Raw genomic sequence first — 15,573 nt, forward strand, 5'->3', positions numbered from 1 at the left:
CTCATGACTGTCTTTCACCGTTTAAGTATTGCCGCTATTGACCGTGACACGCCAGATACCGTGGCGGTCACTTTTCATATTCCTGAACTATTGCGGGAGCAATACCGTTATCGCCCTGGTCAGCATTTAACGTTAAAAGCCGCGATTAATGGTGAGAACCTCCGCCGCTGTTATTCTATTTGCAGTGCACCTGATGAAAATGAACTCAAAATTGGTGTTAAAGCTATCTATGAAGGCCGGTTTTCTAACTTTATCAACCAACAACTGAATGTTGGCGATAGCTTAGAGGTGATGGTTCCTCAAGGGCAATTTGGGTATCAACCAGATAGCCAGCAAAATGGGGACTATTTAGCGGTTGCCGCTGGCTCTGGCATTACTCCGCTGTTATCGATTATCAAAGCCACTTTACAAACCGAGACAGACAGCCACTTTGTGCTGATTTACGGTAATCGCACTAGCCGCTCGGTCATGTTTAAAGAAGCCATAGCGGATTTAAAAAACCGCTTTGCCACCCGCTTTCAAGTGCTGTACCTATTCAGCCAAGAGCCACAAGAAAGTGCATTGCTCAGTGGGCGTATTGATGCTCAGCAGCTCACTGCATTGGGAAAATCCCTACTCAACTTTAACCAATTCAACCGCGCTTTTATTTGTGGTCCTGAATCCATGATGGATGAAGTACAAACCACGCTCGTTCACCACGGTATGGCGCAAGAACGTGTACATACCGAACGTTTTAACACCACAGGGGCAAAATTTAAGCCCAGCGTCGTCACCAGCGAAAGCCGCCAAGTTACCCTCCAGTTAGATGGACGTATCTTAAACATCGATATGGATGGGCAAGATGACAGCATCCTTGATGCCGCATTACGCCAAGGTGCCGACCTACCTTATGCCTGCAAAGGCGGTGTTTGCGCAACCTGTAAATGCAAACTGCGCTCAGGTGAGGTGGAAATGGGTGTGAATTACAGCCTCGAACCCGACCAAATTGCCGCAGGTTATATCCTCAGTTGCCAGTCATGGCCTAAGGGGGATGGTGTGGTTTTGGACTTTGATGTGTAAGGGCGCACCATGGAAAATAATTGGATTTTATCGCAACAACATCACCGCGTTTTGACACTGACGATTAATCGCCCCGATGTGCGCAATGCATTGAGTACACCGTGCCTTGAGTTACTGGTTAAACATCTTGAACATGCGCAAATCGATGACAATATCGGCGCTATCGTCATCACGGGCAACCCGCGTTTCTTTGCAGCAGGGGCTGATCTTAAAGAACTTCAGCAGCAAACCGTTGCCAGCGCTATCACGGATAAACGCCCACAAGTTTGGCGTCGCTTTGCGCAAATCAGCAAACCGATTATTTGTGCCGCCAACGGCTACGCGTTAGGCGCGGGATTCGAATTGCTGCTTGCCAGCGACATCATTATTGCGGGGGAATCCGCACGTTTTGGTCTGCCTGAAATTACCCTTGGGCTCATCCCCGGAGCCGGCGGAACCCAGCGTCTTATCCGCGCAGTGGGTAAGTCCCTCGCCATGCAAATGGTACTGACGGGAGAAACCATTAGTGCTCAACAAGCGCAACAAGCCGGACTCATCAGCGAAGTGTGTGTGGACGCTCTCACTCTCGAACGTGCTCAAACCATCGCCAAACGCATTGCAGGGCATGCGCCTTTAGCCGTAAACGCCGCCAAAGCTGCGCTAGTGAGCGCCCAAGAATCTCACCTGACCGAAGGCTTAAAACTGGAGCGCCAATACTTTGTCAGCCTTGCGGGTACTGACGATCGCCAAGAGGGGATCGCCGCCTTTTTCGAAAAACGATCCCCGCAATTTACAGGACGCTAATCATGATAAATGACACCACTCTCACCGAAGAGATGATCCTTACCTCACTGCAAGATGGCGTATTAACGATTACGTTGAATCGCCCTGAGCGCCTCAATAGCTTTAACGACGAGATGCATCGACAATTGAGCGCAGCGATTAAAATCGCCGAACAAGACGAAAGCGTCCGTTGCTTAGTGATCACCGGAGCGGGTCGCGGTTTCTGCGCGGGGCAAGATCTTAACGATCGCAATGTCGCCGTCGGATCCGAAGCCCCTGATCTGGGCTTTTCAGTCGAAACTTACTACAACCCGCTGATCCGCCGTTTAACATCATTACCGAAACCCATTATTTGTGCTGTTAACGGTGTTGCTGCGGGTGCAGGTGCCGCCATTGCCCTTGCAGGGGATATTGTCATCGCCGCAAAAAATGCCAGTTTTATTCAATCATTCTGCCGGCTTGGGTTAGTGCCAGACTCGGGTGGAAGCTGGTTCCTGCCGCAACTTGCGGGTCGTGCTCGTGCCATGGGAATGGCAATGCTGGGAGACAAAATTAGCGCCGAACAAGCACTACAATGGGGCATGATTTGGCAAGTCACTGACCATGATCAGCTTGCTGCTACCGTCAATAATCTCGCCAAACACCTTGCAACTCAGCCAACTTATGGATTGGGGTTAATCAAGAAAGCCATTCATAGCGCAGCCACCAATACCCTCGATCAGCAACTGGATTTAGAGCGTGATTTACAGCGTTTAGGTGGTCGTAGTCACGATTACCGTGAGGGCGTAGATGCATTCTTAAACAAACGCGAACCGACGTTCCAAGGGAAATAGCCATGACGGTACCTTCAAGTTTATCCCTACAAAACGTTGCCGTTATTGGTGCAGGCACCATGGGGATTGGCATTGCGCAAGTTGCCGCAAATGCGGGTCTACACGTGCAACTTTTCGATATGAATGCTCAGGTATTGCAGCAATCTGTTACCGCACTCACAGTGCGCTTACGCAAACGGGTTGAACAAGGAAAAGCGGATGCAAAAAGCACAGAAGAAACCTTGAGTCGCCTCCATGTGGTTGACAATCTTGCTGCGCTAACATCTGCTGACTTAGTGATTGAAGCCGTGGCAGAAAAATTGTCAGTCAAGCAGGCTATCTTTAGTGAACTTGAAGGTATTTGCCGCGAAAACACTATTTTTGCAAGCAATACATCATCTTTATCGATTACCGCCATCGCCAGTGTACTTAAGCGCCCTGAGCGCATGGCTGGCTTGCATTTTTTTAACCCTGCGCCTGTGATGAAACTGGTTGAAGTGATCAGAGGGTTAGATACTGCCGAAAATGTCATTGAATGCCTAAAAAAGCTGACGCTTGCGTTTAATAAGATCCCCGTTATTTGTCGCTCAACACCGGGGTTTATTGTGAATCGTGTGGCAAGACCCTTCTATGCGGAAACATTGCGAGCGTTGGAGGAGCAAGTCGGTACACCCGCTACATTAGACAGTGTTATTCGTGATGCAGGGGGCTTTTCAATGGGACCTTTGCAACTGACGGATTTAATCGGGCATGACGTCAATTATGCGGTGACAGAATCCGTGTTTCAGGCATTTGGCTATGACCCGCGCTTTCAGACTTCCTTTGCGCAATTAGCACTGGTACAAGCGGGTTATTTAGGGCGTAAATCGGGTCGCGGGTTTTACCCTTATTCTTCCGATAATCATGATGATCATAATAAATCGTCATCTGAGATTGAAGTGACTCCTACTGTCGTACTGTCACACCCGCTTAACGTGAAAGCCTTCGGAAATTGGCAAATATTTCCTGAGCTTAAGCAACTTTTGCAGCAAAACGGGATCAGCATCGAAGAAGCTGAACAAAAAACACGCCAACCTCCATCACTGGTTGTTAATGACGTTATTATTATATTAACAAATGGTGAACTTACATCCACACTTGCGCAAAAGCTTAAGCAACCCGTCGTGCAATTTGACTTATCCGCCAACTATGTTGCGGCAACCACGATAGTTATCAGTTGCGCGACACAAAATAGCCACCAGCAAAACCAAGATGCCATTGCCTTTTTTCAATCCATTGGTAAGCGCGTCATTGTGCTGCCAGATTACCCAGCACTCTTAACCTTACGTACCGTTGCAATGCTCTGCAATGAAGCGCTGGATGTGGTGAACAAAGGGATCGCTAGCGCCCAAGATAGCGATTTGGCGATGCGCTTTGGGGTTAACTACCCAAAAGGTCCTTTAGCATGGGGAGCGCAAATTGGTTGGGCGCATATTTTGCAAACGCTTGAGCATTTAGCCCATTTCTATGGCGATGGGCGCTATCGCCCTAATCCATTACTGCGCCAGCTCGCTGCCGGTTTTCAGTCATTATCATTGGAGGCATTACCATGAATTCACTGCCTAACATCACCCTCGCTCAGCAAGCTGCTCATGCTATGTATCGTGATGACACGTGTGCTAAAGCGATGGGAATGGTGATTGAAGAAGTCGCCGATGGCTATGCGCAACTCACCATGGTAGTCACGCACAATATGCTCAACGGACATAAAACCTGCCATGGCGGACAGTTATTCAGTCTAGCGGATACGGCTTTTGCTTACGCGTGTAATAGTCAAGGTTATGCCGCCGTTGCCTCTATGTGTTCCATCGATTTTTTACGTCCCGGTTTTGAAGGGGACACCCTCACCGCTATCGCCAAAATGCAACACCAAGGCAAACGTAGCGGACTATATGAAGTGGAGATCATCAATCAAGATGGCAAACCACTTGCGCTGTTTCAAGGTCGTTCCCACCGTCTAGGTCACCGTTTAGTTGGAGAAGCATCATGAATGACGCCTACATTTGCGATGGTATTCGCACCCCGATTGGTCGCTATGGTGGCGCTTTATCTTCTTTGCGTCCCGATGACCTCTCCGCCATTACGCTCAAAGCACTGATGGTACGTAACCCACAATTGGACTGGAGCCTAACCGATGACATTATCCTCGGATGCGCCAACCAAGCGGGTGAAGATAATCGCAATGTTGCACGAATGGCAGGTTTACTTTCCGGCTTACCCATTTCTGTTTCAGGCACCACGATCAACCGTCTATGCGGTTCAGGCTTAGATGCCATCGCCCTTGCCGCACGTAGCATCAAAGCAGGTGAATCTGGCTTGATGATCGCAGGCGGTGTGGAGTCGATGAGCCGCGCCCCATTTGTCATGGGAAAACAAGACGCGGCGTTTTCTCGCCAAGCCCAAATGTTTGATACCACAATTGGCTGGCGGTTTATCAATCCGCTGATGGAGCAACAATTCTCCACCGACTCGATGCCTGAAACTGCTGAAAACGTCGCGCAGACCTACAATATCAGCCGAGAAGACCAAGATGCATTTGCGCTGCGCAGTCAGCAACGTACCGAAGTCGCGCGTCTCAACGGTGTGTTTGCCGAAGAAATTGTGCCAGTCACCGTGAAGCAGCGCAAAGCCGAGCAACAGGTTACGGAAGACGAACATCCACGCCCTGAAACCACGCCCGAGCAGCTACAAAAACTGAAAACACCCTTTCGTGAAAATGGCAGTGTCACCGCAGGTAACGCCTCTGGCGTCAATGATGGCGCAGCTGCGCTGATCATCGCCTCAGAAAATGTCGCTAAGCAGCAAGGATTAACACCACGCGCACGCGTGATAGCAACCGCAACCTGTGGTGTCGAACCGCGTTTAATGGGGATTGGTCCCCTACCTGCCACCCAAAAAGTATTGAAAATGGCAGGACTGACTATCGAACAAATGGATGTGATTGAGCTAAACGAAGCCTTTGCCGCTCAAGCACTCGCTGTTTTACGGGGTTTAGGTCTTCCTGATGATGCACCGCAGGTAAACCCTAATGGGGGCGCTATCTCCTTGGGTCATCCACTCGGTATGAGTGGGTCTCGCTTGGTGATTTCCGCCATGAATGAGCTGCACCGTAAGCAAGGTCGCTACGGGTTATGCACGATGTGCATCGGTGTGGGTCAAGGCATTGCAATGATTATTGAACGCGTCTGAATAACAAGAAAACCGCCGAGTTACCTTACACCTGCTCAGGCGGATAACAGACCTTTTGAACGGCATTTGTCACCTAAGTGCAGATAGCAATAATAATAAGGATTGGCAATTATGAGCATGACACAACATAACCGTCTTGATACAACAAAAAGTCTCGATCCAAGAGAAAATATCGACCCGATCGAGTTTGCTTCTCGCGATGAGATCGAGGCACTGCAATTCTCGCGAATGAAGTGGACACTCACTCACGCATACGAAAATGTGCCAATGTACCGCAAAAAATTCGATGCCGCGGGCGTACACCCTGACGATTTTAAACAGCTTAGTGATATCGAAAAATTTCCCTATACCACTAAGCAAGATTTACGTGAAAACTACCCATTCGACACCTTTGCTGTGCCAATGGACCAAATTACCCGCATTCACGCCTCTTCCGGGACGACGGGTCGCCCAACCGTAGTGGGTTATACCCAGCAAGATATTGATAATTGGGCAGACTTAATTGCACGTAGCCTACGATCTGCTGGCGCTACCCGAGGTGACAAAGTCCACGTTGCTTATGGCTATGGATTATTCACAGGCGGATTAGGGGCGCACTATGGCGCAGAACGCCTTGGTGCGGCGGTTATTCCGATGTCTGGCGGTCAAACCGAGAAACAAGCACAATTAATTGTCGATTTTAAACCTGACATCATCATGGTTACCCCATCTTACTGCCTCAGTATCATTGATGAACTTGAGAAAATCATGGGTGGAGATGCTAGTAAGTGCTCACTAAGGATCGGGGTCTTTGGTGCGGAACCTTGGACCGAATCACTGAGAGCCGAAATTGAAACGCGCTTAGGAATCAAAGCGTTAGATATTTATGGTTTATCTGAAGTCATGGGACCTGGCGTTGCCATGGAATGCGCAGACTCAAGTGAAAGCGGTCCTACCATCTGGGAAGACCATTTTTACCCTGAAATTATCTGCCCTAATACCCTAAAAACCCTCGGTGATGGAGAGCATGGTGAGTTAGTGTTCACTACCTTGACAAAAGAAGCCATGCCAGTGATCCGCTACCGAACCCGCGACCTTACCCACCTAAAAGCAGGGGAAAATCGCCAGATGCGCAGCATCGGTAAAATCACAGGTCGCTCCGATGACATGATGATTATCCGAGGCGTTAACGTATTCCCTTCACAAATTGAAGAGCAAATCATGCAATTCAAAGAGTTATCGCCACACTACCAATTGGAAATAGGTCGCAAAGGCAATATGGATAACCTCTCTGTTCGCGTCGAGTTAAAACACCCTGATCAACTCACATTCGACGAACGTTGTAATATCTGCCATAACCTCAAACACCGCATCAAATCCATGGTAGGGATCAGTACCCGTGTCAGTATCGTCAATTGTGGTGATATTCCCCGCTCGCAGGGCAAAGCTCAACGAGTGATTGATACACGAATTGCCATTTAATTTTAAAGGATTAGGCATATTCATCAAGAATGCGCCTAATCCCTAGTTTCCCTACTGTACTCACACTCTTTAGCGTGAAAACAAGACAACCCTCTCGTTTTTGTCTAAGATTTGCAAAGTATCTGATACATAAATTTTAGGGATAAGCCCATAATGGAAACCAAACTCACCCAGTTCATACAGCATGCTATCGGCAACCAATAGATCAGCGGAACCTCGCTGATCAGCTCTTTATATGGTGACGCCCTACACCATCGGGGTGGCGAAGTCTGGCTCGGCAGCTTAACCAAATTGCTTGAACCTATGGGTTTTTCTGACCGCTTTGTTCGTACTTCGGTCTTCCGTTTGCAAAAGGAAGGCTGGCTAGATGTTGAAAAAATGGGACGTCGCAGCTACTACCGCATATCAGAGCGTGGGCAAAACCGCTTCCGTCGAGCTGAGAACAAAATCTACCTCAGCGAACAACCTGAGTGGGATGGAAAATGGGATTTACTGTTGTTGGATAGTGCCGATAAAGACGAAAAAATCCGTCTTAAAAAAGAATTTAGCTGGTTAGGCTTTGGGCAATTTAACAGTGGATTAATGGCTGCACCGAGTCGAACACAAAGCGATATTCCTGCCTTATTGGGAGAACTGAATGCCGCTGAACACGTGATTTACTTCCGAGCAGATTATCCGTTTAATCGCTCAGAAAAGAACTTAAAAGAGTTGGTTTTTAATGCATGGTCACTCCCCGATATTTCAGAGCATTATCACCAATTTATCGACTTGTTCCGCCCAGTGGCACTCTTGCTAAAAGAGCATGCTGAACACGTTATTTCCCCAGAATTATGTTTCCAACTACGCTTATTACTGATCCATTTTTATCGACGCGTCGTATTGAAAGACCCATTGCTCCCAGATGAGTTACTACCAACTCAGTGGGAAGGGCACATTGCGCGCCACTTATGTACCAATATCTACCAACGTATCGACCAAGGTGCTACCCAATACGTCACCGAGATGTGTGAAACCACCGTGGGCGAGCTGCCGCAACCGTCTAGCGCCTATTACCGCCGTTTTGGCGGTATTATTCGGGATCTGGTCGCCGCATAATCACTTTGCTAGAGGAGCCACAATGCCATTTTATCAAATTGATGGAATTACCCCTGTTGTCAGTCCAGAAAGCTTTGTCCATCCCACCGCGGTAATCATCGGTGATGTGATCATTGGTAAGCGAGTTTATATTGGACCCAATGCCAGTCTGCGTGGGGATTTTGGACGCTTGATCATTAAAGATGGCGCGAATGTGCAGGATAACTGTGTGATGCATGGTTTTCCGCAATTCGATACCATCATCGAGGAAGATGGGCACATTGGTCACGGTGCTATTTTGCATGGCTGCCATATCAAACGTAATGCACTCGTCGGCATGAACAGTGTCATCATGGATGGTGCAGTTGTTGGCGAAAATTCGATTGTTGGGGCTTGCGCATTTATCAAAGCCGATGCGCAATTTCCTGATAACAGTTTAATTGTGGGTACACCAGCCAAAGTGCTGCGCAATCTTTCAGAGCAAGAAATTGAATGGAAAAGTAAAGGCACACTGGATTACCAAGCGTTAGTTACCCGCTGCCTAAATACTTTCCAAGAAGTGACACCACTTGCGGAAGAAGAGCCGAACCGTCCAAAACTGGTATTTGACGATATCATTCCAAAATCCAGATTGTAAAACTATTCCGTAAAAGATAGGGCGCGTGCCAACAACTCCGCGCCCTATCCTGTTAATGTTTATTCGCTTTGCTGCCAAAAGGCGGCTTAGCAAACCACACCGTCACAATCAGTGCGATAAACACCCAGCCACATAGCCAGAAAATTTCGTTCGCGGCAATAATCAGCCCTTGGCTGGTGATCTGCTGGGCAATAAAACCAGATGTTTGCTCCGTCGTCATACCATGAGCCGCCATGCTTTGGTACATATCAAGAGACTCTGGATTATAATCAGTAATAAATTCAGTTAATTGGCTATGATGTACGGATTCTCGATCGCTCCACATTGTGGTGGTAATTGATGTGCCGATAGAGCCTGCCAAGGTACGGAAAAAGTTTGCCAAACTGGACGCCGATGCTAATTTTTCTGGAGGCAACCCTGACAAGGTCAACGTGGTGAGCGGCATAAAGAAACAGGCGACTGCCATGCCCTGCACTAATTGCGGCCATACGACTGCAGTAAAATCCATTGCGGGTTCAAAGGTGTACGCTCGCCAGAAGAAACAAATTGCATAGAACACAAAACTGAAGGTGACTATCCACCGAATGTCTAAAAAGTCAGATAGTTTTGCCACAGGCGCCGAGAATAAAACAGGTAAAAGACCAATTGGAGCCAGTGCTAATCCAGCCCACGTCGCGGTATAGCCATACACTTCCTGCAATAACTGAGGTAATAAGACAATCGCCCCAAAATACGCCATATACGCCAAACTGACTGAAATCGTGCCGATAGTAAAATTACGAGATTTAAACAGTGCTAATTCAACAATCGGGTTCTTGTCCGTTAGCTCCCAAATGACTAAGAAAATTAAGGCAACCGCAGAAATTACCGCCAAAATGATAATTTCATTGGATGCTAACCAACCCAGCTCTTTTCCTTTATCCAGAAGCACTTGCAAACAACCTACACCAACGGATAACAGTGCCAAACCAATCACATTAAATGGCACTTTGATCACCTTGGACTCCATTCCTTTAAGAACGATCGCACCCACAATGATCACGAAGATCCCTAGCGGGATATTCATAAAGAAGATCCAGCTCCAATGGAAATTATCACTAATATATCCACCGAAAATAGGACCAAAAACAGGCGCTAAGATAATCGTCATCGACCAAAATGCCAGTGCCATATTTTGCATTTTAGGTGGGTAGCAGCGCATGATTAAGCTCTGCGAGAGTGGAATAACCGGTCCCGCCACCGCGCCCTGTAAGACGCGATATAAAATCAGCATACCAAGGCTGTCAGAGAAACCACACAGCAAAGAAAAGAGCGTGAACAGTGCCGTCGCCCATAGGAAGACTCTTATCTCACCAAACCGTTTAGCAAGAAAACCCGAAATCGCGATAGAAATTGCATTCGATACCCCGAATGAGGTGATCACCCAGGTTCCTTGAGAGACCGACACTCCCAAGTTTCCTGCAATGGTTGGAATGGCGACGTTTGCAATCGTCGAATCGAGCACTTGCATAAATGTCGCCAGAGATAGGGCAATCGTCGCCCAGACTAATTTGGCGCCTTTTAGCGGTTGAATATCGGCCATGGGGCTAGTCCGCGTTATCACTAATAATGGTGTTGATGACTTGGTCTACGTCATTCAACTTCAGTACAAGCACATCGCTTTCAAACGCTGGCGTGGTACGTTGAACTTCTGACAACACAGGACCATTTTGGTCTTTAATATCAATGGTCACATTCATTGATAAGCCAATACGTAGTGGATACTTCGCCACTTGCTCAGGGTCAAGTTCGACACGCACTGGCAAACGTTGCACGACTTTAATCCAGTTTCCTGTCGCATTTTGCGCTGGTAGCAATGAAAACGCACTTCCCGTTCCCATATCCAACCCGACCACCGTACCTTTATAGCTGACATTGCTACCATAAAAATCACTGTTGATAGTAACAGGCTGACCGATACGCACATTTTCGAGCTGAGTCTCTTTAAAGTTGGCATCGACCCACACTGGCTGAACAGGCACAATTGCCATTAACGAACTTTGCGAACTGACTTGTGAACCCACCTGTACATTGCGGCGAGAAACATATCCCGTCATGGGGCTTTTTATCTCTGTCCTCTGCAAGTTGATCCATGCGCTACGCACACTGTCTGCGGCTTGTTGTACTGCGGGCTGATTTTTCAATGCGGTGTTACGCAACAACGCGCGGTTTGCATTATATTGTTGAATTGAAATGTCCAATGCGGCTTGCGCCAATTGCACCGCTTCTTGCGAATGCTGCAAATCTTCTTTTGAAATGGTACCACTGCGCCCTAATGCAGCACGGCGTTGATAATCTTTTTGCGCTTGCGCAAGCGAGACACGATTTTGTTGGATCTGGGCTTGGTATTGGTCGCCATTAATATACAGCTCCTTGGTTTTGCGCACCGTTGAAGCTAAGTCATGTTTCGCCTGCTCATATGCCAGTTGTGCATTGGTTTTATCCAATACCACCAACACATCACCCGCTTTTACCAAATCGGTATTTTCAAAGTTTACCTGTGTGACATTTCCCGTGGTTTGCGCAACGATAGGAATTTGTAAGCCCGACACATAAGCATCGTCGGTATATTCTTGAAAACGCAGTACCAAGAACCAATAGACACCATAAGCAACAAATAATAGAACGATGATAATCGTAGCAATGATCATCCATAGCGTTCTTTTATTTTCTTTATTCGTTTTCTGATGCTCTTCAATTGAATTTGTCGGTTGTTCCATAATAACTCTCAAGGAAAATAAACTTAATTTTAGCAATAATCCTATCTTTACGAAGTCACCGTAATAATGCAATAGCCAACGGTTTTATATTAACTAAATATCGATTTTAATTTTTAATTTCTGTTTTAAATCAATCTTTAATTGATTCTTTAATTCGAAAAATCAATGCCAGTCAAAAAAAGAAGTAATTATTAAATCATTATTGGAGCAATACTCTAAATAAGATAATCAATGTTGATTAAATAATTGCTGATATTTGTCCATGACATGAACGATTGATAGCGCATCACTTTTATAACTCTATTTTCGCCCCTTCGCACCGCGTTTCACCACCATCCCTTCGTGCACAAAAATGTTAACCGCGATCAAACTTTGCCCAAAAATTAGCACGCTAATTATTTATTTTCGATCCATATCGGTGATAGTATTCGCAAGCATTATGATTATCATTATCATTTGGTTTCGCTAGGGAAAAATATGAAAAAGCACTATCACTACTCTTTACTTGCTGCTGGTGTTTGCGCAGCAATTGCTTCATTTAGCGCCACAGCAGAAGAAAATTCAGACAAAATGATTGTCACGGCATCGGGTTATTCCCAGCAATTGCGTGATGCCCCTGCCAGTGTGACCGTCATTACCGCCGAACAGTTACAAAACAAACCCGTCCGCGACTTAGCCGATGCAGTCAAGGATGTGGAAGGCGTGAGTGTGGTCGGCAGCGCCAACAAACAAGACATTAATATTCGCGGATTATCCGGTGAATACACCCTGATTCTAGTGGATGGTCGCCGCCAAAATAGCCGCGAATCTCGCCCAAATGGGAGCGGTGGTTTTGAAGCGGGCTTTATGCCACCGGTTGAAGCTATCGAGCGAATCGAAGTGATCCGTGGACCTATGTCCTCACTGTATGGATCTGATGCCATGGGTGGCGTCATTAATATCATCACCAAAAAAGTGACGAATGAGTGGCACGGCAGTGTCACTACAGGGGCAATTATTCAGGAAAACAGCGAAAGCGGTGATTCCATGGATGGTAACTTCTATCTTTCTGGTCCGCTGATTAAAGATAAATTAGGTCTACAACTGTATGGCGGTGGCGATTACCGCAAAGAAGATAAAATTCCGGATGGTCATGATAAGAAAGATAATAAAAGCCTGACGGCAAAATTAACTTTCACGCCAATGGAAAACCAAACCTTCTTATTTGAAGCGGGTAGAACAACCCAAGAACGCTATGCTGAACCGGGTAAATCCCTCGCTGAATACTCCATGTTTAATGGTGTAAAACGCGATAATACCAAATCAGAAACTCACAATAACCGTAATCATATGGCGCTGACGTACAAAGGCGACTGGGATGTGATTCAAACAGAAGTGAGTGTGTACCAAGAACAGACCAAACGCAAAACGAAAGCAGAAACCAAAGACGCGAAAACAGGGTTGTATAATTACGCTTATGAGGCTCGCGTACCTGAAATCACGAATACCGTCGTGGATGGTAAAGTGGTCGCTTTCCTACCAGACAATATTTTGACGGCAGGTACCCAATACCAGCATGCGAAGCTGAAAGATACCTCAGCGACAGGCGCAAAAACCACTGAAAATGTCTCTCTGACTGCAGATCAGTACGCACTGTTTTTAGAAGATGAGTTTACTGCCACTGAAAATCTGATTTTAACCGGTGGTATCCGTTTAGATCATCATGAATTCTATGGTGACCACTGGAACCCACGCGGTTATGCCATTTACCATCTAACTGATGAAATCACCATCAAGGGTGGGGTATCTCAAGCCTTCCGCGCACCCACTCTGCGTGAAATTAGTCCGAACTACAAAACATCGACAGAAAAAGGCAAAGGAATCATTTACGGTAACGACAATCTGAAACCGGAAAAAAGCTTCAACCAAGAAATTGGTATCGCCTATGACCATGAATCTGGTTTCAATGCGAGCGTCATGTTCTTCAATACCGATTTCAAAAATAAACTCACCAGCTACTACACTGGCGACAAAGACCCTGTAACAGGTTTAAACCTGTATACCTATGACAACGTGGGTGAAGCGAATATTAAAGGGGTTGAAGTGGCAGCAGGCATCCCATTCGCCGAAGATTGGAACCTGAGCTTGAACTACACCTACACCGATTCCGAACGTAAAAGCAATGATGAAAAGCTAACGAGTGGGGAATCACTCAAAGGTTATCCATTGGATAAAACGCCAAAACACTTAGCCAATGCCAAACTGGATTGGCAATATAGTCCTGATCTCAACCTGTACACTCGTGCGCATTACGAAGGTGAACAAGTTTGGGCAGCACAACGTAATGGCTCTTCCGTTCCTCGTTATCGTAAAGGCTACACCACGATGGACGTAGGCGCGACATATCAGCTGCTGAAAAATACCAAGCTGAACTTTGCTGTCTTAAACATCGCTAACGAGAAAGGCTCTAAAATTGATGCCGAAAATGGTGGAAACTGGGATGTTGAAGACGGTCGCCGTTACTGGGCGAATGTCAACGTGACATTCTAATCCCTGAGAGCGGGTATGACGCAAACAGCCGATTACCCGCCGATTCTTTTTCGTTCGATGGCAATCCCAATGATAAAAAAACTGTTTATGGCGAGCCTATTGATGTGTATCGCAAACAATACTTGGGCACGTCCCAGCCCCAATATTCCCGAATTTGATGCGCGCGTGGCTGAGGTTTATACCGTACAGCACCATGATATGCGCAATGGTCAGCGTGAACTACGTATCTATAGTGCCGTTCCTAAAGACGTTTCAGGAAAACGTCCGGTGCTATTTATGCTTGATGGTAATGGGCTCTACCCATTAGCGGTAAACCAAGCGGCTCAACAATTTGCCCGCGATAAATTGCCGATTATTATTGGTATTGGCTACCCCAGCCCTGAAGCGTTCCCGAAAAAAGAACGGACATACGACTACACGCCAAAAGTCGCTGGAGAAGCCTTTCAACATGGTGGTGGTGCAGAATCGCTTTATCAGTTTCTCACCTTCACTGTTCGCCCATGGGCTGAACAACAGTTTCCGATTGATACCCAACGAGAAACCCTATTTGGACACTCATTTGGCGGTCTCTTTACGTTAATGGTTTACCAAAATCACCCAACCGATTTTCAGCATTTTGTTTCTGCTAGCCCATCATTATGGTGGGGAGAGGGAGAAATGGTGGATTTGGACAAATTGACGCGTTCATCAACAGCATCACCCATTGCCATCACGCTTGGAGAGCTAGAAGAAACACCGGATTTAAGCCGTTTAACCGATGAACAAAAACAGAATTATCAAACCCGTAAAAGTTGGATTTCCCCTCGGGAAGTGTGTGAGGCAATCAGCAGCCATCAGCGATCTTGCGAGTTTACTTTATTTGCCGGAAAAACCCATGGCAGCGTCATTCCCGATGCCATCCATAAAGCTTTAGACCTTACAGTGGCTCAACCATAAAAAATAGGTTTCCTGCATGATGTGCAAGAAACCTATTGGCAATATAAAAAACTATCTCAAGCGGTGGCGTTAATAAGATAATCAACAATATCTTGTAAATGCCGCCATTTCATCCATACTTCATCCCGTAATGGCTGCTCAGTATACTCTTCGATAGCGGCTATCAATTCCAATAGCTCTAAAGAATCGATATGTACATCGCGAATGAGCTCATCGTCCATTGAGTACGTTTGGTTAATACCGGAATATTCACGTATCTTCTTGAGATGAGTTTCTAACCAGTGCTGTGCTGTGTCCTGCGTTGTCATTGCGTTAC

General features: G+C 46.6%; 14 protein-coding genes. 11 read left to right on the forward strand and 3 right to left on the reverse strand.

The features are described 5' to 3' along the window. Positions 1-3: 3 nt before the first annotated feature. The 9 genes from paaE (at position 4) to paaY (ending at position 9,033) form a co-directional block, all read left to right on the forward strand. Positions 4-1,059: a 1,2-phenylacetyl-CoA epoxidase subunit PaaE gene (gene paaE / locus PROVALCAL_RS12710; protein WP_006663124.1), complete on the forward strand. Its 1,056-nt coding sequence runs from the start codon at positions 4-6 to the stop codon at positions 1,057-1,059. Positions 1,060-1,068: 9 nt separating this feature from the next. Next, positions 1,069-1,842 carry a 2,3-dehydroadipyl-CoA hydratase PaaF gene (gene paaF / locus PROVALCAL_RS12715; RefSeq protein ID WP_006659689.1) on the forward strand — a complete coding sequence of 258 codons (774 nt, stop codon included), beginning with the start codon at positions 1,069-1,071 and terminating at the stop codon, positions 1,840-1,842. Between the two features lie 2 nt (positions 1,843-1,844). Continuing rightward, positions 1,845-2,654, forward strand: a complete 810-nt coding sequence (gene paaG, locus PROVALCAL_RS12720) for a 2-(1,2-epoxy-1,2-dihydrophenyl)acetyl-CoA isomerase PaaG (RefSeq protein WP_006659690.1) — start codon at positions 1,845-1,847, stop codon at positions 2,652-2,654. 2 nt (positions 2,655-2,656) lie between these two features. Continuing rightward, positions 2,657-4,225, forward strand: coding sequence for a 3-hydroxyacyl-CoA dehydrogenase (locus tag PROVALCAL_RS12725; protein WP_006659691.1), 1,569 nt, complete (start codon positions 2,657-2,659; stop codon positions 4,223-4,225). Continuing rightward, on the forward strand, positions 4,222-4,662 hold the full coding sequence (gene paaI / locus PROVALCAL_RS12730) for a hydroxyphenylacetyl-CoA thioesterase PaaI (RefSeq protein ID WP_006659692.1): 441 nt from the start codon (positions 4,222-4,224) through the stop codon (positions 4,660-4,662). Before PROVALCAL_RS12725 ends, paaI begins: the two co-directional genes overlap by 4 nt. Further along, entirely contained in the window at positions 4,659-5,861 is a 1,203-nt protein-coding gene (pcaF, locus tag PROVALCAL_RS12735) for a 3-oxoadipyl-CoA thiolase (protein WP_006659693.1), read from the forward strand. Before paaI ends, pcaF begins: the two co-directional genes overlap by 4 nt. 111 nt (positions 5,862-5,972) lie before the next feature. Continuing rightward, positions 5,973-7,322, forward strand: coding sequence for a phenylacetate--CoA ligase PaaK (paaK, locus tag PROVALCAL_RS12740; protein ID WP_006659694.1), 1,350 nt, complete (start codon positions 5,973-5,975; stop codon positions 7,320-7,322). Positions 7,323-7,526: 204 nt separating this feature from the next. Then, complete coding sequence (gene paaX, locus PROVALCAL_RS12745; RefSeq protein WP_226890347.1) at positions 7,527-8,417, forward strand: phenylacetic acid degradation operon negative regulatory protein PaaX; 891 nt, start codon at positions 7,527-7,529, stop codon at positions 8,415-8,417. A gap of 22 nt (positions 8,418-8,439) precedes the next feature. Beyond that, a complete protein-coding gene (paaY, locus tag PROVALCAL_RS12750; RefSeq protein WP_006659697.1) occupies positions 8,440-9,033 on the forward strand; it encodes a phenylacetic acid degradation protein PaaY in 594 nt (197 codons plus the stop codon). Positions 9,034-9,085: 52 nt separating this feature from the next. Here paaY and PROVALCAL_RS12755 read toward each other — a convergent pair whose 3' ends face one another. After that, positions 9,086-10,615, reverse strand: a complete 1,530-nt coding sequence (locus PROVALCAL_RS12755; RefSeq protein WP_006659698.1) for a DHA2 family efflux MFS transporter permease subunit — start codon at positions 10,613-10,615, stop codon at positions 9,086-9,088. Positions 10,616-10,619: 4 nt separating this feature from the next. Next, entirely contained in the window at positions 10,620-11,792 is a 1,173-nt protein-coding gene (gene emrA, locus PROVALCAL_RS12760) for a multidrug efflux MFS transporter periplasmic adaptor subunit EmrA (protein WP_006659699.1), read from the reverse strand. A gap of 477 nt (positions 11,793-12,269) precedes the next feature. Here emrA and PROVALCAL_RS12765 point away from each other — a divergent pair, with 477 nt between their 5' ends. Both PROVALCAL_RS12765 and PROVALCAL_RS12770 read left to right on the forward strand, forming a co-directional pair. Then, on the forward strand, positions 12,270-14,321 hold the full coding sequence (locus tag PROVALCAL_RS12765) for a TonB-dependent receptor domain-containing protein (protein WP_006659700.1): 2,052 nt from the start codon (positions 12,270-12,272) through the stop codon (positions 14,319-14,321). Positions 14,322-14,336: 15 nt separating this feature from the next. Further along, entirely contained in the window at positions 14,337-15,257 is a 921-nt protein-coding gene (locus PROVALCAL_RS12770) for an alpha/beta hydrolase (RefSeq protein ID WP_006659701.1), read from the forward strand. A 56-nt stretch (positions 15,258-15,313) separates the two neighbouring features. Here PROVALCAL_RS12770 and PROVALCAL_RS12775 read toward each other — a convergent pair whose 3' ends face one another. Then, a complete protein-coding gene (locus PROVALCAL_RS12775) occupies positions 15,314-15,565 on the reverse strand; it encodes an acyl carrier protein (RefSeq protein WP_006659702.1) in 252 nt (83 codons plus the stop codon). Positions 15,566-15,573 lie beyond the last annotated feature (8 nt).

Source organism: Providencia alcalifaciens DSM 30120 (assembly GCF_000173415.1).
Lineage (GTDB): Bacteria > Pseudomonadota > Gammaproteobacteria > Enterobacterales > Enterobacteriaceae > Providencia > Providencia alcalifaciens.